Source organism: Neorhizobium sp. DAR64862/K0K3 (assembly GCF_050500185.1).
Classification (GTDB): Bacteria; Pseudomonadota; Alphaproteobacteria; order Rhizobiales; family Rhizobiaceae; genus Neorhizobium; species Neorhizobium soli.
In genome coordinates this window covers 2,266,210-2,290,113 of record NZ_CP191449.1, presented here as the reverse complement: position 1 = coordinate 2,290,113, position 23,904 = coordinate 2,266,210, and the positions used below count along the sequence as shown (strand labels likewise).

Below are 23,904 nucleotides of genomic sequence, written 5' to 3'. Positions count from 1 at the left end.
CATCTTTTGGAAGCGCTCAATCCGGGTGATGCCGGGGATTTAACCCCGCCACCGCAGATACACCGTCGCAAGTGGCGGAATGTCGAGAGCGATGGATGCCGTCTTGCCATGCGCCGACTGGTTTTCCGTCCAGGCTTCGGTCTGGCCGAAATTGGTGCCGCCGTAGATCGCGGCATCGGTATTCAGCACCACTTCCCAGCGTCCCTCGAACGGCACGCCGATCCGGTAGCCATGCCGCGGCACCGGCGTCATGTTGGACGCGACGATAATCGCCGACTGCCGATCCTGCGACAGACGCAGCATCGCGGTGACGGAGTTTTCCGCATCGTCGGATACGGCCCATTCGAAGCCTTCAGGATGAACATCGCCATACTGAAGCGCCGGCTCAGCCGAATAGATCGCGTTGAGATCGGCGATCAACCGCTGCATGCCCGCATGCTGAGGGCTATCCAACAGATCCCAGACAACGGATGCGTCATGGTTCCACTCGGTCACCTGAGCGACTTCGCCGCCCATGAACATCAGCTTCTTGCCCGGATGGCCCCACATGAAACCGTAATAGGCGCGAAGATTGGCCATCTTCTGCCAGTGGTCGCCCGGCATCTTGCCGAACAGCGAGCCCTTGCCGTGCACCACTTCGTCATGGGACAGCGGCAGCATGAAGCGTTCGGAATAGGCATAGACCATGCCGAAGGTCAGGCTTCCGTGCTGGTATTTGCGATAGACCGGATCTTCCTCCATGTAATGGAGCGTGTCGTGCATCCAGCCCATGTTCCACTTGAAGTCGAAGCCCAGTCCGCCCTGCTCGACGCTTTCGGTCACACCCGGCCAGGCGGTCAATTCCTCGGCGACTGTGAAGGCATGCGGGCAGCGCTCATGGATGATGCTGTTTAAATGCTTGAAGAACTCGACGGATTCGAGATTTTCCCGGCCACCGAACTTGTTGGGGATCCACTCGCCGTGATCGCGGCTGTAGTCGCGGTAGAGCATGGAGGCGACCGCATCGACCCGCAGCGCATCGATGTGGAAATGATCAAGCCACTCCAGCGCAGACGCGATCAGGAAGCCCTTCACCTCGTTGCGGCCGAGATTGTAGATCAGCGTGTTCCAGTCCTTGTGGAAACCTTCGCGCGGATCGGCATGCTCATAGAGCGCCGTCCCGTCGAACTGCGCCAGACCCCAGACGTCTGTCGGGAAATGCGCTGGCACCCAGTCGAGGATGACGCCGATACCGGCGGCATGGCAGCGATCGATGAAGTAGGCGAAGTCTTCAGGCGTGCCGTAGCGTCCGGTCGGCGCAAACAGACCGAGCGGCTGGTAGCCCCAGGATCCGCCAAACGGATGCTCCATGATCGGCAGCATCTCGATATGGGTAAAGCCAAGCTTCTTGACGTAAGGCACCAGGCGCTGGCTGAGTTCCACCCAGTCAAGCGTCCGGTTGCCTTCCTCGGCAATCCGCACCCAGGAACCGAGATGCACCTCGTAGACGGACATCGCGCCTTCGCGGGCACGGTCCTTAGCCTGTGCCGCCATCCAGTCGCCATCGGTCCAGCGGAACGGCTTGGACGAGGCGATGACGGAGGCAGTCGACGGGGCAGCTTCGGACGCCCGCGCGATCGGGTCGGCTTTCTGCGCCAGCATATTGCCGTGAGCGTCGAGAATCTCGAACTTGTAGCGTTCGCCATGGGTCAGACGAGGCACGAACAGTTCCCAGACACCGGCCTGCGGCCGCAGCCGCATCGGATGACGGCGTCCGTCCCAGGCGTTGAAATCGCCCACGACCGAAAGCCGGGTGGCGTTCGGTGCCCAGACGGCGAAACGCACGCCGGCAACGCCATCCACTTCCATCGGGATCGCGCCGAGCGTGCGGCCGAGATCGTAATGGGTGCCCTGACCGAACAGGTGCAGATCGAGATCGCCGAGCAGTGGCGGAAAGGAATAGGAATCCTCGGTTTCCTGGATCGCTTCCGGCCATTCGATGCGCAGGAAATAGGGCGCAGTCGAATTGGTCACGCCGGCAAACAGACCGCCGGGGTGGATGCTGTCCAGCTCCGCGACGACCTTGGCCGTATCGCGCTCGACGACCTCAACCGAAAGCGCCCCGGGAAGCAGCACCCGCACCACGGTGAGGTCGCCGTACTGATGGCGGCCGAGAATGGAAAAGGGATCGCCATGACGGCCGTCGACGAGGGCCTGGAGGCCCTCCTCAACGGTTCCGATGATGAGGTCCGTGCGCTCGTATCGCATCACTCTGTCTCTCCCTTGGGTGCATCAGGGGTGGAATTGCTGTCGGTGTCGAGAAGTCGCGCCGCGATGGTCGCAAAGCCGGCGAGCGGCAGGGGCAGCCACTTCGGCCGGCTGCGCACTTCGTAGGCGATCTCGTAGGCGGCCTTTTCCAGCAGGAAGAGGTCGAGTATTTTCGACCGCTTCTCGTGCGGGATGTTGAGCGAGTCGGACTTTTCCACAGCATCGAAATAGGCCTGCAGGAATGCCGGTTCCGCCTTGTCGATGAAGCGGCTGACGAGCTCCGGATGACGGGCGTCGTCCACTTCGCTGACGACTTCCCGATCGAGATCGGCCGAGGCTGCGAGATAGCTGAGCGACCGTAGGAGGCCGGCCACATCGCGCAGCGGGTTGGACTTTGCACGACGTTCCTCGAGATCGCGGGCAGGTTCGCCCTCGAAGTCGATGATATAGGCGTCGCCTTCTGCCACCAGGATCTGGCCGAGGTGGAAGTCACCGTGGGTACGGGTCATCAGCGTCGAAATGGCAAAGCCGGACAGCGTCTCGACAAGGCCGAACAGGTCTTCGCGACGGCTGAGGATCATGCGTGCGTCCTCTGCGGCGCGACCTTCCAGTCCCTCGCTGTTCAGTTCGAGCATGGTCAGGCTCTGGTCGATCTGAGCCGTTACGCCCGCGCGCCATCTCGAGATATCGGCGTCGCCAGCCCAGATCGGGCTGAATGCCTCGTCATCGGTCGGCTGGGCCAGTGCGACATGCAGCTCACCAAGCCGTGTTCCGATGGTGGCCGAAAGATTGACGAGCGGCTTGAAGTGCTCGTCGATCCCTTCGCCCTCGAGCCCGGTCACCACGATCTCGTCGATTGCGCGGCGCAGGTTGCCGAGCATCCAGTTCCAGGCATCGCCCTGATTGCGGATCGCGCGCTGCACGATGATCATCGTGTAGCGGTTGCCCTCCGGCGAGGTGCGGGCGACTTCGCCGAGCAGCTGTCCCGTATTCTGGTAGCCGACATTGGTGAGATAACGCGTCATCTCCACTTCCGGGTGGATACCCGGGAAGATGTGACGGATCAGCTTTACCATGGCGAGATCACCGATGATCAGCGAGCTGTTCGACTGTTCGGCCGAAAGCCAGGTCACAGGCATGTCGTCGTTGAAGTTGAGCTGGTCGAGAGTGTCGGTGCCGACGAATTCAAGGGCGCCTGAAACGCCCGAGATCACGGCCCGTTCGGACAGTCCGCGGATCACGCCGCGCGCCAGCCCTTCCATCGCAAAGCCGTCGGTCAGGAAGCCGACACGGCGACCCTGACGGATGCGCGCAAGCGCCAGCTGCTGGGCAAGCGCCGAAGGCTGGGCTTCATCCCAGGCGATGGCGAGCGGCAGGAGATAGGTATCCAACTTGCCGGCAACATCGACCTCTAGCTCGCCGAGCAGGATGTTGTTGGCAAATGCGATCGGCGTCACGTTGGCAAGCCGCGCCGAATTGAGGATCGAGCCCTTGGAGCCGAACCAGCGTCGTTTCGAGAGGTATGGCGGCAGGATATCCTTGGCAAACATCTTCGACAGCGGCGAGTCTTCGCCGAGCTCCTGCAGGTCACGGCGAACGACCATGGTCACCATGTCCTGCATCTGCTCCGGTGGCTCCTTGCGCCAGACGGGGCCGTCGGAAGTTTCCACCAGCTGGAACCAGAAGAAGCCGTAGGGCGGCAGCGTCAGCAGATAGGTCAGCTGACCGATCGGCGGGAACGGCGACATGCCGGACATCTCGATCGGCACCCAGCCGGCAAACTGCGACAAATCCAGTTCCACCGCCTGCGGCAGGCGTGAAAGGTTGGCGACGCACAGGATCGTCTCACCCTCGTATTCGCGAAGATAGGCAAGGATCTTGCGGTTCCCGGGCGTCAGGAAACGCTGCGTGCCGCGGCCGAATGCGGCATGCTTGTTGCGCAGCGCAAGCATCCGGCGCATCCAGTTCAGCAGCGAATGTGCGTCGGCGCCCTGCGCTTCGACATTCACCGCCTCATAGCCGTACTGAGGATCCATGACCGGCGGCAGCACGAGACGCGCCGGATCGGCCTTGGAGAAACCGCCATTGCGGTCCGGAGACCACTGCATCGGCGTGCGAACGCCGTCGCGGTCGCCCAGATAGATGTTGTCGCCCATGCCGATCTCGTCACCGTAGTAGATGACGGGCGTTCCTGGCATGGACAGCAGCAGGCCGTTCATCAGCTCGATCCTGCGGCGGTCGCGCTCCATCAGTGGCGCAAGGCGGCGGCGGATGCCGAGATTGATGCGGGCGCGCCGGTCGGCTGCATAGATGTTCCAGAGGTAATCGCGCTCTTCGTCAGTCACCATCTCGAGCGTCAGCTCGTCATGGTTGCGCAGGAAGATCGCCCACTGGCAATTGTCCGGGATTTCGGGCGTCTGGCGCATGATATCGGTGATCGGGAAGCGGTCTTCCTTGGCTATCGCCATATACATGCGAGGCATCAGCGGAAAGTGGAACGCCATGTTGCACTCGTCGCCATCGCCGAAATATTCGCGCGTATCTTCCGGCCACTGGTTGGCTTCCGCCAGCAGCATCTTGCCGGGATGGGTGCTGTCGAGCGCCGCGCGGATCTTCTTCAGGATGTCGTGGGTTTCCGGCAGGTTCTCGTTGATCGTGCCTTCGCGCTCGATCAGATACGGGATGGCGTCGAGGCGGAAACCGTCGATGCCCGTATCGGCCCAGAAACGCATGACTTCGAACAGCTCTTCCAGAACGGCTGGGTTGTCGAAGTTAAGGTCGGGCTGGTGCGAATAGAAGCGGTGCCAGTAATAGGCGCCGGCAACCGGATCCCAGGTCCAGTTGGACTTTTCCGTATCGAGAAAGATGATCCGCGTTTCCGGGAATTTCTGGTCCGTATCCGACCACACGTAGAAATCCCGCTCCGGCGAACCGGGAGGCGCATGACGTGCCCGCTGGAACCACGGATGCTGGTCGGACGTGTGGTTGATGACGAGCTCGATCAGCACACGCAGATTGCGTGCATGGGCAGCAGCCACGAACGCCTTGAATTCTTCCACCGTGCCATAGTCCGGGCTGACGCTGGTATAATCGGCAATATCGTATCCATCGTCACGACGCGGCGACGGAAAGAACGGTAAGAGCCAGATCGTGTTGGCGCCAAGCGAAGCGACGTGATCCAGCTTCTCATGCAGCCCCTGAAAGTCGCCGATACCGTCGCCATTGGCGTCGTAGAACGACTTGATATGCAGCTGATAGATAACTGCATCCTTGTACCATAGTGGATCGTCGTTCATCGCTTGATTCTGGTCCTGGCCCTGGTTTCGGCCGCTCGTGATGTCCATGATGTCTCCTCCCATTCTTGTCTTTAACGGACGCGCCAGATGGAGAATGGCAGGCCGGAGTGAGGGTCGAGGCGGATGCGTTGCACCTTGCCGGTCAATGAGAAGCGATCGCCGCCGATGACGTCTTCGAGGTCGAGGGTTCCGTGATCCGGAATGCCGAACGACCACAGCGGCAGTTCGATATCCGCTTCCTGCGCATTGTGCGGATCGAGATTGACGGCGATCAGCAGCACGTTCTCGCGGCCGGCACTGGCCTTTTCGAAGAACATGATGTTGTCGTTCCAGGCGGGCAGGAGCTGCAGACCGAGATGCGAATGCAGCGCCGGGTTTTCGCGGCGAATGCGGTTGAGAAGCGCGATCTCGCCCTTGATGTGACCCGGACGGTCGTAATCCCAGGCACGGATCTCGTATTTCTCGGAGTCCGCGTATTCCTTGCGCTTGGCGTCCGGGCGTCCCTCGCAAAGCTCGAACCCGTTATAGACGCCCCACAGGCCCGATAGCGTCGCGGCCAGAGCCGCACGGATCAGATAAGCCGGACGCGGTGCGTTCTGCAGGAAATCCGGGTTGATATCGTGCGTGTTGACGAAGAAGTGCGGACGGAAGAATTCCTTCGGCTCTTCTGTGGTGATCTCGCGCATATACTGCTCGAGCTCCCACTTGGCATTGCGCCAGGTGAAGTAGGTGTAGGACTGCGAGAACCCGACCTTGGCGAGGCGGTACATCACCTTCGGCTTGGTAAAGGCTTCCGACAGGAAGGCGACGTCCGGATGGCGTGAGCGGATGTCGGCGATCATCCATTCCCAGAACGGAAACGGCTTCGTATGCGGATTGTCGACGCGGAACAGCTTGACGCCGTTATCGACCCACTTCTGCACGACGTCGCGCAACTCGATCCACAGTGACGGCACTGCGTCCTTCGCGTAGAAATCGACGTTGACGATGTCTTCGTATTTCTTCGGCGGGTTTTCGGCATAGCGGATCGTGCCGTCAGGCCGCCAGTCGAACCAGCCGGGATTGGACTTGAGCCAAGGGTGATCGGGCGATGCCTGGATTGCGAGATCGAGTGCAATCTCAAGCCCGTGGTCCTTGGCCGCATCGACCAGCCGGCGGAAATCCTCGAACGTGCCGAGCTCCGGATGGATCGCGTCATGTCCGCCATCTTCCGAGCCGATCGCGTATGGGCTGCCTGGATCTTCAGGGGCCGGCGTCAGCGTGTTGTTCTTTCCCTTGCGGTTGGTCGAACCGATCGGATGTACCGGCGGGAAGTAGAGGACATCAAAGCCCATCTCCCGGATGGCCGGCAACCGTGCGATCACGTCGTCGAACGTGCCGTGACGGTTCGCATCGCCGCTCTGGGAGCGCGGGAACACCTGGAACCAGCTCGCAAACGCTGCGGCCGTCCGCTCGGCATCGACCGGGATCGAGGTTGAGCGAACCCGATGCGGGCGGCGGTCGGCTTCCACCATCAGCTCGGCCGTGTCGGCCAGCAGTAGCGTTTCGATCCGCTTCGGATCGTCTTGCGCCGTCAGCTTGTCGAACAGCACCTTCAGTTCGGTCTTGAGGTCACCCGTGGCATGATCCAGCGCATCAAGCACCAGATTGATGCCTTCCTGGATCTCCAGCCGCAGATCGAGCCGCGCCTCGTGCTTCTTGGTGAATTCGTAGCGGAAGATCTGAAAGGGGTTCTTCCATGCCTCGATTGCAAACTCGTGGCGACCCATCCGCTTCAGAGGAAATTCTGCCGCCCAACGATCGTTGGTGACAAGCGTCATCGGCACTTCGGTCCACTGGTCCTCGTCGGCCGCGCGCCACATCACGGATGCGGACAGCGGATCGTGCCCGTCGCCGAACACGTCGGCTTCGACCTTGACCGTCTCGCCGACCACCCGTTTTACCACGAAACGGCCGTCATCCACCGACGGCGTGATCTTCTCGATCGCCAGCCGCGGCGTGGCCGCCGCCTCTGCTGCGGTGGAAACCGCAACAGCTTCGATGATCGGCTGCGAGGCATGGCCTTCGAAAACGCGCAGTTCGCCCGGCTTCAGCATGAGATCGGGCGCAAAAATGTCGGCGTCATTCCCCGGCGCCGTCAGCGGCAGGAAAGGGGAGGCTGCTTCACGCAGCACGTTGAACGGAGCCTTGGTAACCCTGCGCAAATCGCGGTTCAGCATCACGACGCGGATCTTCGACGACGCACGGATATCCTCATGGTCGGTCTGCAAGAGCGCCACAGCCTGAGTCTGGCTGGTGGAAATCAACCTCAGCGGCTGGCGGCCAAACCCGGCCGATGTCTTGTTCGGCGCGGCATTGATGGCTCGGATGTCGCTCGACAGGTCGAACACGCCCTGGTCCTTGAGCCCACGCAGACCCATTCCGTCACCGGTCAGCGGGTCAAGTGGGATGGATGAGCCGTATTCGAAGCCCATCGGCACCATGAGGCCGCTGGCGAAGGTCGACGCAAGCTTCAGGGCCCGGACCGCTCTGCGCTCCGACACTTCGGTTCCGTCAATACCATGCGCCATTCGCTTGCCGAACGGGGCTTCCGGAAAGGTGATCTGGTAGCCGAGTTCGCGCTGCACCTCGTATTCGTCGAGGATCCAGCGTTCCTCCATGTTCCACCAGGCAAAGGACGAAAAGCTGCCGTCGAAGCCGACGCCCTTGAGCGCCCCGCGATCTTCAAAACTGGTGCCCGGCGTCCAGGCAAGGAAGATGGTGTCGGAGACGGCACTGCGGGCCGCAGCGATCAGGTCCTTCCAGACGTCGGGCGCGACCTTGCCAATGCCGATGCAGCGGAAGCCGGCGATGCCAAGCCCGGCCAGCCGCGCCAGTCGGCGGCGCCAGTCATCGAGCAGCTGCGTTTCATGAGTGATATCGATCGTGCGGCTGCCGCTTTCCTGCGGCGAGCGACGCGGGTCGAATACGACGGCGCTGCCTTGGTTTGACGCATCGGCGATACGATCGACGGCAATGTCGAGCATCAGCGTGATGCCATGCTCTTTAGCGGCACCTGTCAGTGCCTTCACGCCATCGTCGATGCTTTCCCCAAGTCCCAGCGCCGGATCAAGCCTGTCCAGGTCTCCGCTGACGAAAATGCTCGTGTCCGCGCCGCGTGCAAACAGCGGCGCACTGAGGACCGTATCGAAGCCGAGATCCTTCGCATGGGCAAAAACCTGGCGCCAATCCTGCAAGCCTTTGAGCATGAGAGGATGCACGTAGTAGATTTGCGGCGGGAGCTTTGAAAGCGGGGTGGACGAGGCGAATTGAGGACGCGTGTTCATCTTTATAGCCTTGGGTTGCCGGGCCGTAGAGCGGGTGGCGATCAGCGGGGTAACTGCAAGGCTGCTGTGCTTGTTCCGATAAAATTGTGCCTATCGGATTTTTGCGCACGCATTAGATGTACATGAATGAACCCTAACGGACCCAGTGCCGAAGGAGGGGGCCGTCGCGGCCACGAAGCGGATCGGTCTGCGGCAAGGGAAGGCTCGAAATTCGGCTGAGACCCTCAGAATCCGCGGGTCCGGTCTGGAGATCCGCACGCTGTCCTGGCGGATAGGCGCCGACAACCACGAAGTCGCGGCTGGCTTCCAGCCGCATGTGCCCGGTGCCTGCCGGCAACACGATGCAATCGCCGCCATGGACTGAGATTTCGGTGCCATCCGGACCGCCGATCAGCAGCAGGCCGCGACCATTTGCGATGCCGAGGACCTCGTGGGCGCCCGTGTGGTAGTGCTGATAATCGAATACGCCATCGCGCCAGATGCCCTGCCAGCCGTTTTTCGCAAAAAGGTCTTCGAACAGGCTGGCGGGGTCGCCGACCAGAGGGTCGATGGTAAGGGCGTTGCGGTAGATCAGAGCCGGAAGGTGGGGGTGGTTGGGCACGAAGCCGCTCGGCGGAAACGTCATGCTCTCGACGGTCGTCCTTCCAGCGGAGACGGCGGGATCGAGGGCTGGCGGAACGATGTTCAGGCTTCGGGTCACGGACTTGATCCTTGCACGGTTGCGTCTGTCGGACGTCGCCGGCATTTTCCAGCAACGTCCTGAGACTGAACCCGTGCGCAAATGCGATGTTCCCGCGACAACCTCTATTTCAAAAGGTCAGCACGGAAACGCGCTCCGCTCAGTGGCCGTTCAGCAGATCACGGTCTCGGCGATCTGGATGCCGAACCCTTCGAGGCCGACGTAATGACGTTCGCTTCTGGTCAGAAGCTTGATCGAAGACACGCCGAGATCGCGCAGGATCTGGGCGCCGAGGCCGATTTCCAGCCACTCGCTGTCGCGGACCTTGGCCTCCGCGTGCGATTCCTCGCCGAAGCGGACCTTGCGCGACGTCGTGCTGGCACCGACGCCAACCGAACCCTCGCGCAGATAGATGATGACGCCGCGACCCTCGTCGGCGATCTTTGCCATGTAACGGTCCACGGAGCGCGCCGCGCCGAACACATCGCGCGCCACGTCTTCCAGATGAAGGCGGACCGGAATGTCGACGCCGTCCCTGATGTCGCCGAACACGATGGCGACGTGCTGCATCGTCTCCCAGGGCAGGGAGTAGGCGTGTGCCTTGGCCTTGCCCTTCGGGGTCTCGATGTCGAACGTGCCGTGCAGTTCGATCAACGTTTCCTTGCGCTGGCGATAGGCGATGAGATCGGCAACGGACACCTGCTTCAGGCCATGGGTGATCGCAAACTCCGTCACCTGAGGACCGCGCGTCACCGTGCCGTCGTCGTTGACGAGTTCGCAGATCACGCCGATCGGCGGCAGGTTGGCGAGCTTGCACAGGTCGACGGCCGCTTCCGTATGGCCGGACCGCATCAGAACGCCGCCTTCGCGGGCAATCAGCGGGAAGATGTGGCCGGGACGCACGAAGTCGGCCGGGCCGACATTCGGGTTGGCGAGGTTGCGCACCGTCAGCGTCCGGTCGTCGGCCGAGATCCCGGTCGTCGTGCCGTGCTTGAAATCCACCGTTACGGTGAAGGCGGTCGTATGCGCGCTGTCGTTTTCCGCCACCATGGCGTTGAGGTTCAGGCGCTTGGCTTCGCTGCGCGGCATCGGCGTGCAGACGATACCGGATGTGTGGCGCACGATGAAGGCCATCTTTTCCGGCGTGCAGTGAACCGCAGCGACGATCAGATCGCCTTCGTTTTCGCGTCCGTCGTCATCGGTAACAACGACGATTTCGCCGGCTTCGAAGGCGCGGATGGCGTCGACGACGCGCTTCTGATCGTAGGGCATGTGATGATTCCTAGCGGGTTTTACCGGTCTGACCCCGGTCACGGAGAAAATGGTCGGCGATCGTGCAGGCCATCATCGCCTCCCCGATCGGCACGGCGCGGATGCCGACGCAAGGATCGTGGCGACCCTTGGTGCGCACATCCACATTGTTGCCGTCAGCGTCGATCGACTGGCGCTCGCTCAGGATCGACGAGGTCGGCTTGATAGCGAAGCGGGCAATGATCGGCTGGCCGGTCGAAATGCCCCCGAGGATGCCGCCGGCATGATTGGAGAGGAAGATAGGCTGGCCATCGTTGCCCATCCGCATCTGGTCGGCATTGTCCTCGCCGGAAAGCTCGGCGGCGGCAAAACCATCGCCGATCTCGACGGCCTTCACGGCATTGATCGACATCAGGCCGGAAGCAATTTCCTGGTCGAGCTTGGCATAGATCGGTGCGCCAAGCCCTGCGGGAACGCCCTCCGCCACCACCTCGACGATCGCACCGATCGACGATCCGGCCTTGCGGATGCCGTCGAGATAGGTTTCCCAGACAGGCACCATCTCAGGATCGGGGCAGAAGAACGGGTTCTCGTTGACCTGGCCCCAGTCCCAGTTGTCCCGGTTGATCTTGTGCTTGCCGATCTGCACCAGGGCTGCGCGCACGGTCATTCCCGGCACGACCTTGCGGGCAATCGCGCCGGCCGCCACACGCGCTGCCGTCTCGCGGGCCGATGAGCGGCCGCCACCGCGGTAATCTCGAATTCCGTATTTGAGATCGTAGGCAAAATCCGCATGGCCGGGGCGATAGCTGCGGGCGATCTCGCCGTAGTCCTTGGAGCGCTGGTCGGTATTCTCGATCAGCATGGAGATCGGGGTGCCGGTCGAGATCATCGTCTCGCCGTCGGCATCCATCATCACGCCGGAGAGGATCTTGACGATATCGTCCTCGCGCCTCTGGGTCACGAAACGCGACTGTCCGGGCTTGCGCTTGTCCATCCAGGCCTGGATTTCGGCAAGCGTGAAGCGCAGGCCGGGAGGGCATCCGTCCACGACACAGCCGAGCGCCGGCCCGTGGCTTTCGCCCCAGGTCGTGACACGGAAAAGATGACCGAAAGTATTGTGCGACATTTCACTAACCGGCTTCGGAGGGGCCGCCTCCGTCAATCTTGGACGTCAAACTTTGACGCGGATGTCTTATGGAAAAGGTCGGCGGGCGACAAGCCCTTCTTGCCCCATATCGGGCTGTCGATCCCGGACATGGATGCACGGCCGGCCATTCGGTGCCATTCATGCCGCCTGTTTGAGCCAGTCGGCTCTGGCCGCCTCAACGAATTCGTCAAAGGGCAGGGCCTTGGCAAAGGCATAGCCCTGCAGAAGGTCGCAGCCGAGTTCGCGCAGCAATTCCGCATGCTGCATCGTCTCCACACCTTCCGCCACCGTGTCGATGCCAAGCGAGCGGGCAATGTCGACGATCGAGCGAACCATGGTCCGTTCCTGCGGCGCTTCGAGGATCGGCATCACCAGCTGCCGGTCGATCTTCAGCCGCTTCGGTTTCAGCTTCAGCAGCGAGACGATCGAGGTATGGCCGGTCCCGAAATCGTCGATCTCGATGTCGATGCCCATTCCCTTGATGCGTTCGATATTGCCCGATACCGACACGTCGCCGTCGTCGAGGAAAATCGACTCCACCAGCTCGAAACAGATCTCGCCGGGTGTGATGGACAGCGACTCGAGGTTGGCGATCAGGTTTTCGTCATGCAGCCGCTTCGACGAGACGTTGACGGAGACCTTCGGCACCTTGAGGCCGAGCGCGGTCCACCGCATCTTGTCCTTCAGCACCGTCTCAAGCACGATCTGGTCGAGCACCGCCGACACGTTGAGGTCTTCCGCGATCCTCAGGAACCGCGCTGGCGCGAGGATGCCGTGATGCGGATGGTTCCAGCGCAGCAGCGCCTCGGCCCCGGTCAGTTCACCGGTTCTGGCGCAAAACTGCGGCTGGTACCAGGTCACGAACTCGCCGTTGTCGATCGCCGAGAGCACTTCGTCGGCGGTCCGTTTGTGGCTGACGATCTCTTCCTGCAGGTCGAGCGTGAAGAATTCGAAACGGTTGCGGCCGAGGCCCTTGGCCCGGTAGAGCGCGATGTCGGCGTTGACCAGCGTGCGTCGTGCATCGACATTGAGACCGGTTGCCTGCGCAATGCCGATCGAAACGCCGCACCGGCAGGAAAAGCCGTCGAAGTCGAAGGGCTGACGAAACTCGGCGATGATCCGCTGCGAAAGCTCGGCCACGTCCTCGATGGATGCGGAATTGTTCATCAGGATGACGAACTCGTCGCCGCCGATCCGCGCAACGATATCCTCGTCACGCACGTTGCGCGACAGGATCCGGGATGAATGCACCAGCATCGCGTCACCGGCGGCATGGCCCATCGTGTCGTTGATCTGCTTGAACCGGTCGAGGTCGAGATGGAGGATGAAGAACTTCTGCCGCTCCACCTGGCTTGCACGCGAGAGGTGGTCGAGTTCCACGTCCAGTTTGCGGCGATTCCCAAGCATCGTCAGCGGGTCGTGCAGCGCATTGTGCTCGATGCGGGTCTTGGCCATCTGAAGCTCGACATTGCGAGCATCCGATTCCGCTTTCGCAGACTTGAGCTCGGTCGTCATCACCGCATCTTTGGTCACGTCGAAGGCGAGCCCGATAAGCTTGCGTGAACCGTCGCGACCGATCACCAGCTGACCGACGGACCGGATATAGCGGAGGCTGCCGTCAGATTGCGGCACGCGAACGATCAGAGCCTCCTCGACGTCGCCGGAAAGGTAACGCATTGCCGCGTCAAGAGCACTCTGGCGATCCTCCGGAACCAGCAGAGACAGCCAGAAGTCGTGGGGAAGGGGGCCGGCAATCGGGGCAACGCCATAAAGCTGGCACATGCGAGCGTCCCATATCTCGCTGCCGGTTGCCGGATCATATTCCCAGACGCCGCATCCGTAGGAACCGAGTGCGAGGTCGAGCTTGCGCGACAGACCTTCCAGTTCCTGCTCCCGGTCCGACAATTCGTCGAGCGCCAGTTCGAGCTCGGCATTCTTGACCTCGCTATTGTCTTTCGCGTCGCGCAGGGTCTGTGCCATCGTCACGTCGGCGGTGACGTCCCAGACGATGCCGGTCGCCTGGATGCCGCGCTCGTTCTGGACCCTCGCGCCGGCGGAGCGAAGATGCCGGATGTCGCCGCCGGGCAGGATCAGGCGATAGGTCTCGGTCGATGGGCTGTCGGTGCAGAGAACTGTAAAGAGATGCGCTTCCGCGACAGCCCTGTCCTCAGGCGCGATCGATGCCATCCAGTCATCGAACCTGTTGCCGGTGGTGGCTGACGGATTGGCGTGGAGAGCGGCGGAGCGATCGTCCCAGGAGAGCTGCACACCCTCATCAGTCACTTCCCAGATGCCCATCATCGACGCTTCCATGGCAAGCCCGAACCGTCGCGACAGTGCAAACAGCTTGTTTTCGCGCAGCCGCAGCGTCTCGATATGCCGGTTGCGTTCCGAAATCAGCGAGGTCGCAATGAGCACCGGCAAGACGATCGCAAGCGATGCCAGCGCCAGGATCAACCGGAACCGCATCTGACCGGCGGGCGAAGCATTCCAGCCGACGCGCGGCGCCGCAAGGATCTGCCAGTCCGTACCCTTGACGGTGATCGACCACCGGACCGGATCGCCGCCCTTTACCGCTTCATTGCCGTAAAACACGGCCTGGTCGGCTCGACTGTTGTCGACGAGCGCGAGATCGAGCCAGTCGAAGACCGTCTCGGACGTTTGTGCCGCGTCGCCAACCTGAGGGCGTGTCGCGGGATCAAGCAGATCGGCGACATCGAGGACGAGAACCAGAGCGCCCCAGAGCCCGGCTTCCTGTCCGCTGGCGGAAGGCACCGGCATGATGAGGGTAAGCCTGCCCGTCTGCGATCCGGTCAGCACGCTTGGGCGCGCCTTGTTGCCGGCCCGGTCGAGATCCGCCTTAAGACCAGCAAGATCGATACCGGTCTCACCGGCCAAGCTGTCGCGGCGGAAGAAGGTCGTTGGTGTGAATCCCGGTGCCGCGATCACTGCGGAAAGGTGCGGCAGGTCGGCGAGTGCCTGACGAGCAGAGGTCTGCATATCGTTGGGCTTGTATCCTGCCTGACCGATCAACGCATTGCGCAGGCTATCGGCGACCGCGAAATCAAGCTCCAGCCGCGAGGCGATCTGACGGGCCGCCGTGCCGGCCGCGCGTGTCGTGGCGGCGTGAATATCGTCGCGATGTTTCTGCACGAATCGGTGATCGAGGACCACCGCGGTGACGATAACTGTCAGCGAAACGAGGAAGGCTGCGACGGCAGGCGCGCATGCACTGCTGAAAGGGCGAAACCTTTCGGTAATGGAGGAACGCCAGAGCGCCAAAACTGAACACCTTCTCGTTAACTCTTGTGACCGGGTATAACTGTATTGTGGCGCAGTTAATTTCCCATTCCACATCCGCCTTAGAGCTGTGAAGCCGCGTTTTATTGCAAATAGTTGGTAAACGCGGTCACTAAACGTTCGATTTGGTCTTGAGACGTCTTGAATTCGGAAGAATATGGTTAATAATCAAACTGTTGTTTGTAGCGAAAATGTCATGCTGGCGAGCAATTTTCGCCACAATCGGCAGGCTATCTTGCACCGAATTAGTACAGACCGTTTGTTCCAGGGATCTTCATCATGCGTATCCTCATTGCTGCCTTGCTTGCGACCGCCGGTGTTTTCTCGCCGCTGAGCACTTGGGCGCAGAGCGTGGACGTCGAGGCGACGATCAAGACGATCGACGCCAAGTCGCTCAGCCTGACGCTGGACGACGGCAAGACCTACAAGGTGCCGGAAGAGTTCAACTTCGAGGGCCTGAAGGCAGGCGTCAAGGTTCTGGTGTTCTACACGGTCGTCGATGGCAACCGCGTCGTGGACGATCTCGAAATCGTACAGTAAGGGCCGGAACCGGGCCTCAGCGGCTTACAGCCATTCCATCCGGCCGTCGAGCGGCTCGACTTTCAGGATACGGTCCTGATGGATGGCGATAGACGATGCTTCTTCTTCTCCCACGCCGCCGATCAGGCGAAAGATCGACCTGATGACGCCGCCATGGGCGACCGCCACGGTCGGACCGGTCAGAGACTGCATCCAGGCGCCGATGCGCCATGACAGGATTTCGTAGCTCTCGGCAGTTTGGCCCGGCGGAATGAAGCTCCATTTCTGGCGCTTTCTTTCCTTCAGCAGCGCGGGCTCGATTTTTTTGACTTCGGCCAGCGTCTGGCCTTCCCAGTCTCCGAATGACACTTCCACCAGCCGCTCGTCGGTCCGGTAGGCTAGGGGATCGAGCCCCATCGCCCGGCGCAGCCGCTCCATGGTCTCGCGGGTACGCGAGAGCGGGCTTGAGACGAAGTCGAAACTGCCGACATCGTCGCCGAGTATGTCTTTCAGCGCTTCACCATTGCCGGTCGCCTGAAGGCGGCCCGTATCGTTCAAAGGAATATCCTTCTGACCCTGAAGCCGGCCTTCAGCGTTCCAGTCCGTCTGGCCATGACGGATGACGTAGAGAAGCACGGGGCGCTCAGTCCTTCACGACGGAAATGTCAGGCGCGTCGACGGCCTTCATTCCGATGGCGTGATAGCCGCTATCCGCATGGTGGATTTCACCGGTGACGGAGCGCGACAGGTTCGACAGAAGATAAAGGCCGACATCGCCCACTTCCTCGATCGTGACCGTGCGGCGCAGCGGTGCGTTATACTCGTTCCATTTGAGGATATAGCGGAAGTCGCCGATACCGGACGCAGCAAGCGTCTTGATCGGGCCGGCCGAGATCGCGTTGACGCGGATATTCTTCGGTCCGAGGTCAACGGCCAGGTATTTGACGCTGGCTTCAAGTGCAGCCTTGGCAACGCCCATGACGTTATAGTTCGGCATCACCTTTTCGGCACCGTAATAGGTCAGCGTCAGCATGGCGCCGCCGTCCGTCATCAGCTTTTCGGCGCGGCGTGCGGCCGACGTGAAGGAGTAGACCGAGATCTGCATCGTCTTGGCGAAGTTGTCAGGCGTCGTATCGACGTAACGGCCGGTCAGCTCATCCTTGTCGGAGAAGCCGATCGCATGCACGAAGAAGTCGATCTTGCCCCACTTCTTCTCGATATTGGCGAACACCTCATCGATGGTCGACTCGTCGCTCACATCGCAGTGGCCGGCCATGAAAGCGTTGATTTCGGCTGCGAGCGGTTCGACCCGCTTCTTCAGGGCGTCGCCTTGGTAGGTCAGAGCAACTTCGCCACCCTGATCGTGAATGGCCTTGGCAATGCCCCATGCGATGGAGCGATTGTTGGCGACACCCATGACGACGCCGCGTTTGCCTGACATGAGGCCGGAAGCCTGAACCATGAATATCCCCTGGAAACTCGATTTGGCCTTGCCTATGACATAGGCAGGGCAAGGGTTCAAGCTTGCGGATACCAACTCATACGCCCACTCTTTGGCGAAAGGGGAGGCCAACGTTTCAGCTGTCGCCGGAGCCGGTTGGGGATCGATGTCTTACAGATACAGCCCGTGGCGCATGTGGCGCATCAGATCGGTCACCTTCGGGTCGGGCTTTTCGAGAAGCACAATGCGCAGTTCCGCCACCAGATCGCCGCGGCCGCCTGCATCGTTGTAGAGCCCCATGCCTTCCAGCCGGATTGCCTGATCGGACCCCGACCATGCGGGAACCGCGATCGTCTGCTCGCCTTCAGGCGTCTTCAGCATCGGCTCGGCGCCGAGAACGGCGTCTTCGAGGGAGATCGGCAAAATGGTGTGGATATCGAAACCGCTCACCCGGAAATCCGCGTGTTTCGCCACTTTCAGCGTCACCACGAGGTCTCCCTGCTTCATCCCGGGAAGCTTCAGCCCCTGGCCCTTCAGCCGCACAACATGACCCTCGGTCATGCCCGCGGAAAGCGAAACGCGCACGTCACGATCGTCGCTGGAATGCACGATGACGGAACCCCTGTTGAGAAGGTCTTCGATCGTCACGACGGCTTCGGCCAGAAGATCCGGCGCCGTTTCGAGAACGGTCACGGTTTCACCGCGGATGCGCCGCAGCAGCGTGTTGAGAAGACCGGAACCCATGCCGGTGGTCGGCGGGGCCGGGCGGCTGCCGGGTCCCTCATCCGCTGCATCGGCTCCTGTCGCTTCGCTTTTCGACGATGGACGAGCGGCCTGCGCGCTCGACGCCTCGTCTGCGGTTTTCTTCTGTCCGGAGTCGGCGGTCTGACCGTCTGGCGAGACGCCGAAGATACGCTCGACCATGTCTTCGGCCGGTTCCGGCGGAGCATCGCCACGGGCCTTGCCGTTTTGTTGTTGCTGCTGCGCCTGGGATTGAAGCACTTCGGCCTGCGCCCGCTTGGCGCTGGCACGGGCAAGCTCTTCCATCACTTTTGCCGCGCGCTCGCGGGAAGCCTTGGCACGCATTTCCGCTTCGCGGGCTGCCTGGCGCTGCTGCATGAATGTCTGTTGAAGAGCGGATGCGCGGTCGTAGCGCTTGCGCCGCTCGGGATCCTTCAGCACTTCATAGGCCTGGCCCATTTCGGCGAATCGCTCGCCGGCGTCGGGGTCGTCCTGGTTCTGATCGGGATGTATGGTCTTTGCCTTCGAACGCCACGCCGATTTGATCTCGTCAGCGTTGGCGCTCCGATTGACGCCGAGAATAGAGTAGGGATCGCGCATTTTGAAACCACCCGTAAAGCTTGGGGCGGCGGGTCGCGTATCCAATCCCGGACCCCCCGTAACTCAACAACTCTCGCGGCAGCCTTCGGTTCCTCATGCCCCGAGGCTGGCCGGATCACAGGCAGTAACCGTATGGAGGAATTGCTGAATCAGAGGTTACGGAGAGAAGGTCGATGCATGTTACGGTAAACAAAACGTTTACCGCACAGTGCTGGCCTTAACATTACTGGCGATCAAATGCCGTGAGCGACCAGTCGCCCGTTTCGGTCCGGCATGCCTGACCGGAGAACAGCGATATTCCCTCATAGGAATGGCGGCTGGTGGTGAAGGCGCGGCAGAGTAGGCCGGCGCTCCGGTCCTCGTGGATCGAGGAGACGACACCGGCACTGCCGGTCGCCGAATTTGCCCAGGGAAGGGGGTTCGCACCCACCTTGGCGAGATCGGCCGAGGTCACGGCATTGCGCACGGTGGCTTCGTCCGATTGCGGATCACCCGCTTTTGGCTTGCTGGGAATGCTGCTCGTCGAGATACTACGATCGACCTTGTCCGCGCCGCCGAACACATCCATGCTGGTGCAGCTGCCAAGCGAACAGCACAGTGCGACGATCGCGATGATTCGCAGGCTGGCGCCATTCAGGCTCTTTGTACGGCACATCGAATTTGCTATCACAATCACCTTGCATCCTGTCCGGCCAAGTGTCTCGGGCATGTTCATCAGATCGGGAGCACTTTAGTCAATATGTCGGAAAACGGGTTAACAAGCGGTGACTTCACGCAGGAAAGTGAACCCTTCACCTTATTTGGGTCGTGGTTGAAGGATGCCGAATCCAGTGAGATCAACGATCCGAACGCCGTCGCGCTTGCGACCGTCGATGAACATGGGCTTCCCAATGTCCGAATGGTCCTGCTGAAGGGCTACGACGAGGACGGGTTTGTATTCTATACGAATTTCGAAAGCCAGAAGGGCGAGGAAATTCTCGGCCAGAAAAAGGCTGCGATGGTCTTTCACTGGAAGTCGCAGAGACGTCAGGTGCGTCTGCGCGGCCCCGTCGAGATCGTCAGCGATGCCGAAGCGGATGCCTATTATGCAACGCGGCCACGCGGAAGCCGAATCGGCGCCTGGGCCTCGAAACAGTCACGGCCGCTCGAAGGCCGTTTCGCGCTGGAAAAATCCGTGGCCGAATACACCGCGAAATTTGCGATCGGCGAGATACCGCGGCCACCGCACTGGTCCGGTTTCCGCATCCGTCCCGTGTCGATCGAGTTCTGGCACGATCGACCGTTCCGCCTGCATGACCGGATCGAATTCCGCCGCGATACGCCAGACGGTGCCTGGGAAAAGGTGCGGATGTATCCGTGAGCGACCGATCAGAGCTTGCGCCTAGCGCGCAAGCTTGAAGGGAATGCCCGAGGCGAGCGCCGACACATAGCGCGCCCGCTGGTAATGGCCGTTCAGCGAAATCCGCGGCAGACCCGTCAGCCGGGTCAGCCATTTCCCGCAGATCGTGCCCGGCTGGGTCGTGACGGCGACCGAAAAGCCGAGGTCGCGGGCGATGCGGTAGTCGCGCTCGCCCACCGCCTGCCGCGTGCCGTAGGGATAGGCGATCGTGGTCGGCCGTATGCCCGTCAGTGCCTCCACATAGTCGGCCGAACCAGCCATCTCGGCCCGCGCTTGCGCCTCCGATAACCGTCCAACGGCGCGGTGGCTGATCGTGTGGGCGCCAAGCGTTGCCAGCCTGTGCCGCGAAAGCTCGCGCAACTGCGCAGGGTCCATCGTCAGCTCGGCGGTCATCTGCAACGGATCGATGCCATGGCTCCGCACAAGCTCATCCATCCTTGAGACGGCACTTGCCTCGTCATCGCGAAACACGAGATCGGCAAACCGGTCGAAGGCGTCGAACTTCTGCTCTTCACAGCCGAGCTCGATCCGCTCGGGTCCATTGCCGAAATCGAAACTCAGCTCCCGCTCGCGACCGATCAGGTCCGCCATTGTCTCCCACCACATCGAATGGGTCCGCTCCGCAAAGCCGCGGGCGACGAAAACGGTGAATGGCACGCCGTATTTCTCGAATACCGGCAGCGCATGTTCGGCGTTGTTGCGATAGCCATCGTCAAGCGTGAAGGCTGCAAACGGCTGGCCGGTTGGATTGGCAAGCCGCTCCGGCACTTCGTCCAGCGGCACGAACGCATATCCATCCGCCGAGAGCCGTTCGATCGCATCGGCCAGGAATTCCGGGGTAACCTCCAGATGACCGCTCGGCTGGAACGCGAGCGATTGTTTGGGGCGCACGTGATGAAGCGTGAAGATAGAACCACGACCGCGCGCACCTGCCAGCATGCCGGCCCGCGCGAGTGCTGCCGACGCCTCTAGACCTGTCGTCGTGACCTGACGTTTCAGGCCACGGATCCATGCCGCCGGCAACTTTGCTTTCAAATTCACCATCGTCGCCACGCCCGTTCAACCCCGAGATGCAACCTACCGTGTCAGCCGTTAAGCGTTGCTGAAGACCTGTTTTAGCGAATCATGCCGTCAAACAGCGGCAGGCCGATCAGGGCGGCGGATGCGATCAGGCAAAAGCAGATACGCCGGAACGTCGCCTCGCTCGCACGCCCGAACAGCCGTGAACCCGCGTAAAGCCCGATCCCGTAGCCCGGTCCTGCGATCAGCGCGATGAGCAGCACCTCGAACGTCAGGATGCCGCCGATCAGATACGACACGGACGAGATGACGCTGGCGAGCGCAAAATAGAGGACGAGGTTTGCCCTGACGACTCCCGGTGCCGTCGCGCCGCCAAGCCAGTAGGCAACGATCGGTGGTCCCGACATCTGCGCCGCACCGCCGAACAGGCCGGCAAGCGCCCCGACGCCGATGGTCAGCGGCGCCTTAGGCCGTCCGTGGTAGCGCCAGCCCGAGATCAGGAACACGAGAAGGCACAACACGACGACCGAGATGATCCAGCGCAGGGTGACGGAGGGAAGCAGCGCCAGCGCCGCCGCACCGACGGGCACGCCGACGACGGCACCCATCATCATCGTGAACACCTCGCGCCGGTTTGCCCTTCGCCAGCCGTCCGGCACCATCCCGAGCGTCATCACGCCATCGATAACCAGCAGCAGCGCCGCCGCGAGTTTCGGACCGATCGCCGTGCCTGCCAGCGGGACGAAGATCAGGGCGCCACCAAATCCCGAGAACCCGCGGGCAAGGCCGGCGATCATGGCGGCTGAGAACACGAAGGCGAGTTCACCCGGCGAATGGCCGGGAAGCCAGAGGCTGAACATGTCGGCAATGGGGGTGGAGGAGGGCATGGATCGGCTTGCACTGTTACAAAGCCGGCAACTGCAGGGATTTGGCCGAAAGTGTCAAGCCGTCACGCCGACGGGTTCAGAGCGGCAGGGGCCGCTCTCCCAGATGTTCAAACAGCCGCAGCAGATAGCCATCAGGGTCGGCAACAATGAACTGCCGATTGCCGACCTCATGATCGCCGCGGCGATACCACTTATCTTCCGGTTCGAGCTGAAGGGGCACGTCCGCTGCCTGCAGCCGCGTCAGGATCGCTCCAGACGACGGAACCTCGATCTGCAGGTTCAAGCCGCGACCGAACGGATAGGCGGGGGACGCCCCGTCGGGCAGAGCAAAATCTCGGCCGACGCCGATCTGGTCGATCATCAGTTGCGCCTGGCCAAGCGCCAGGAATGCAAACCCTTCGTCCGGACGGTCATAGACGATATCGAAACCGATCAGCTCGCAGTAGAAATCGCAGCTTTTCCGCCAATCGCTGACGGAAAGCTCAGGCACCAGCGCGTTGGACCGGTGCCGCGTCACGCCTTGGTGCCGCCCACCGTGACCTGATCCATCCGCAGATGCGGCTGGCCGACGCCAACTGGCACCCACTGGCCGCCCTTGCCGCAATTGCCGATACCGGTATCGAGCTTCAGGTCGTTGCCGACCATCGAGATGCGTTTCATCGCGTCCGGACCGTTTCCGATCAGCATCGCACCCTTGACCGGTGCGCCAATCTTGCCGTTCTCGATCATGTAGGCCTCGGTGCAGCCGAACACGAACTTGCCGGAGGTGATATCCACCTGTCCGCCGCCGAAGGAGACGGCATAGATGCCCTTCTTGACCGATGCGATGATCTCTTGCGGGGACTTGTCGCCGCCCAGCATGAATGTGTTGGTCATGCGCGGCATGGGTATGTGCGCATAGCCCTGGCGGCGGCCGTTGCCGGTTGGTGCGACACCCATTAGCCGCGCATTCTGGCGGTCCTGCATGTAACCAACCAGCTTTCCGTCCTCGATCAGGACGTTATAGGCCGAAGGCGTGCCTTCGTCGTCGACGGTCAGCGACCCGCGGCGGTTGTCGATCGTGCCGTCATCGACGACAGTGACGCCGGGGGCTGCCACCATCTCGCCCATCAGGCCGGCAAAGGCGGATGTCTTCTTGCGGTTGAAATCGCCTTCCAGCCCGTGGCCGACAGCCTCGTGCAGCATCACGCCCGGCCAGCCATTGCCAAGCACCACATCCATCGTGCCGGCCGGTGCGTCGATCGCCTCGAGATTGACGAGTGCCTGGCGAAGCGCCTCGTCGGCGCCTGCCTGCCAGTTGCCGGTCGCGACGAAATCGCCGAAGCCGATCCGGCCGCCGGTGCCGAACGAACCCGATTCCTGGCGGTCGCCGTCACCCACGACGACCGAAATGTTGATGCGCGTCATCGGCCGGATGTCCTGCACCCGGTGTCCATCGGCGCGCAGAATGTCGACCACCTGCCAGCTGGCAGCAAGGCTTGCCGAAACCTGCCGTACCTTCGGATCCTTGGCGCGCAGATAACCGTCGATCTCGGTCAGAAGCTTGGCCTTGGCCTCGAAGCTCGGAGAGCCGATCGGGTTCTCGTCGCCATAGTATTTCTTATTTGTGCGCTGGGGTGCGGCGGCATAGGAGCCGGAATGGTTGGCGGTGACGGCGCGAACCGCATCCGACGCACGCGAAAGCGCGGACGCCGAAAGCTCGCCCGCATGCGCATACCCGACAGCCTCGCCGGCAACGGCACGCAGGCCAAAACCCTGATCGGTGTTGAACGATCCACCCTTCAGGCGACCGTTGTCGAAGGAAAGCGATTCCGCCTGGGCATGCTCGAGATAGAGCTCGCCATCGTCAGCGCCTGACAGCGCCTGGCTCAGAATCGAGCGCAGCTTCGTCTCGTCGCAATCGAAGAGGGAGATCAGGTCGGTGTTCATTGTTCTATGCTCCGCTTGCGCACGTCAGTGCATTCGGGACCGAAGGGCACGATCTGTGCGCCCAAGTCGAGATATCTGGAGCCCGATGTAGTTCCGGCAATCCGCCGAAACAAGCGTCT

The 23,904-nt window shown here is 61.7% G+C and carries 17 protein-coding genes; 2 read left to right on the top strand and 15 right to left on the bottom strand.

The features are described from left to right. Positions 1–39: 39 nt before the first annotated feature. From glgB to ACQY1L_RS11180, 7 genes are all read right to left on the bottom strand, one after another. Entirely contained in the window at positions 40–2,247 is a 2,208-nt protein-coding gene (gene glgB / locus ACQY1L_RS11210) for a 1,4-alpha-glucan branching protein GlgB (RefSeq protein WP_430262017.1), read from the bottom strand. Further along, positions 2,247–5,591, bottom strand: a complete 3,345-nt coding sequence (gene treS / locus ACQY1L_RS11205) for a maltose alpha-D-glucosyltransferase (RefSeq protein ID WP_082471846.1) — start codon at positions 5,589–5,591, stop codon at positions 2,247–2,249. The genes glgB and treS overlap by 1 nt, the downstream gene beginning before the upstream one ends. Positions 5,592–5,614: 23 nt before the next feature. Continuing rightward, a complete protein-coding gene (locus ACQY1L_RS11200) occupies positions 5,615–8,869 on the bottom strand; it encodes a maltotransferase domain-containing protein (protein WP_430240907.1) in 3,255 nt (1,084 codons plus the stop codon). 133 nt (positions 8,870–9,002) lie between these two features. Continuing rightward, complete coding sequence (locus ACQY1L_RS11195; protein ID WP_113166773.1) at positions 9,003–9,494, bottom strand: cupin; 492 nt, start codon at positions 9,492–9,494, stop codon at positions 9,003–9,005. A 225-nt stretch (positions 9,495–9,719) separates the two neighbouring features. Next, positions 9,720–10,820, bottom strand: a complete 1,101-nt coding sequence (gene ribB, locus ACQY1L_RS11190; RefSeq protein ID WP_062453643.1) for a 3,4-dihydroxy-2-butanone-4-phosphate synthase — start codon at positions 10,818–10,820, stop codon at positions 9,720–9,722. A 10-nt stretch (positions 10,821–10,830) separates the two neighbouring features. Next, positions 10,831–11,928, bottom strand: coding sequence for a chorismate synthase (aroC, locus tag ACQY1L_RS11185; RefSeq protein WP_430240906.1), 1,098 nt, complete (start codon positions 11,926–11,928; stop codon positions 10,831–10,833). A gap of 159 nt (positions 11,929–12,087) precedes the next feature. After that, a complete protein-coding gene (locus ACQY1L_RS11180; protein WP_430240905.1) occupies positions 12,088–15,231 on the bottom strand; it encodes a putative bifunctional diguanylate cyclase/phosphodiesterase in 3,144 nt (1,047 codons plus the stop codon). A 297-nt stretch (positions 15,232–15,528) separates the two neighbouring features. Between ACQY1L_RS11180 and ACQY1L_RS11175 the strand changes: the two genes are divergently transcribed. Continuing rightward, complete coding sequence (locus ACQY1L_RS11175; RefSeq protein ID WP_062453640.1) at positions 15,529–15,789, top strand: DUF1344 domain-containing protein; 261 nt, start codon at positions 15,529–15,531, stop codon at positions 15,787–15,789. A 24-nt stretch (positions 15,790–15,813) separates the two neighbouring features. Here ACQY1L_RS11175 and ACQY1L_RS11170 read toward each other — a convergent pair whose 3' ends face one another. The 4 genes from ACQY1L_RS11170 to ACQY1L_RS11155 all read right to left on the bottom strand — a co-directional run bounded on the left by ACQY1L_RS11170 (position 15,814) and on the right by ACQY1L_RS11155 (position 19,226). Continuing rightward, entirely contained in the window at positions 15,814–16,404 is a 591-nt protein-coding gene (locus ACQY1L_RS11170; RefSeq protein WP_430240904.1) for a histidine phosphatase family protein, read from the bottom strand. Positions 16,405–16,411: 7 nt separating this feature from the next. Next, complete coding sequence (gene fabI, locus ACQY1L_RS11165) at positions 16,412–17,230, bottom strand: enoyl-ACP reductase FabI (RefSeq protein WP_062453638.1); 819 nt, start codon at positions 17,228–17,230, stop codon at positions 16,412–16,414. Between the two features lie 150 nt (positions 17,231–17,380). After that, the gene (locus ACQY1L_RS11160) at positions 17,381–18,550 is read right to left on the bottom strand and encodes a DnaJ C-terminal domain-containing protein (RefSeq protein WP_430240903.1); all 1,170 of its coding nucleotides are present in this window, start codon (positions 18,548–18,550) and stop codon (positions 17,381–17,383) included. A gap of 223 nt (positions 18,551–18,773) precedes the next feature. Next, complete coding sequence (locus tag ACQY1L_RS11155; RefSeq protein ID WP_430240902.1) at positions 18,774–19,226, bottom strand: RT0821/Lpp0805 family surface protein; 453 nt, start codon at positions 19,224–19,226, stop codon at positions 18,774–18,776. Between the two features lie 63 nt (positions 19,227–19,289). Between ACQY1L_RS11155 and pdxH the strand changes: the two genes are divergently transcribed. Further along, complete coding sequence (gene pdxH, locus ACQY1L_RS11150; protein ID WP_062579430.1) at positions 19,290–19,910, top strand: pyridoxamine 5'-phosphate oxidase; 621 nt, start codon at positions 19,290–19,292, stop codon at positions 19,908–19,910. Positions 19,911–19,931: 21 nt separating this feature from the next. Here the strand turns inward: pdxH and ACQY1L_RS11145 are convergent, their stop codons facing one another. The 4 genes from ACQY1L_RS11145 to tldD all read right to left on the bottom strand — a co-directional run bounded on the left by ACQY1L_RS11145 (position 19,932) and on the right by tldD (position 23,785). Beyond that, complete coding sequence (locus ACQY1L_RS11145) at positions 19,932–20,972, bottom strand: polysaccharide deacetylase family protein (RefSeq protein ID WP_430243919.1); 1,041 nt, start codon at positions 20,970–20,972, stop codon at positions 19,932–19,934. A 92-nt stretch (positions 20,973–21,064) separates the two neighbouring features. Then, positions 21,065–21,856, bottom strand: a complete 792-nt coding sequence (locus ACQY1L_RS11140) for a sulfite exporter TauE/SafE family protein (RefSeq protein WP_430240901.1) — start codon at positions 21,854–21,856, stop codon at positions 21,065–21,067. A gap of 76 nt (positions 21,857–21,932) precedes the next feature. Continuing rightward, positions 21,933–22,373 (bottom strand): bleomycin resistance protein, encoded by a 441-nt coding sequence (locus tag ACQY1L_RS11135; protein WP_430240900.1) that lies wholly within the window; start codon positions 22,371–22,373, stop codon positions 21,933–21,935. Next, entirely contained in the window at positions 22,370–23,785 is a 1,416-nt protein-coding gene (gene tldD, locus ACQY1L_RS11130) for a metalloprotease TldD (protein ID WP_192086928.1), read from the bottom strand. The genes ACQY1L_RS11135 and tldD overlap by 4 nt, the downstream gene beginning before the upstream one ends. Between the last annotated feature and the right edge of the window lie 119 nt (positions 23,786–23,904).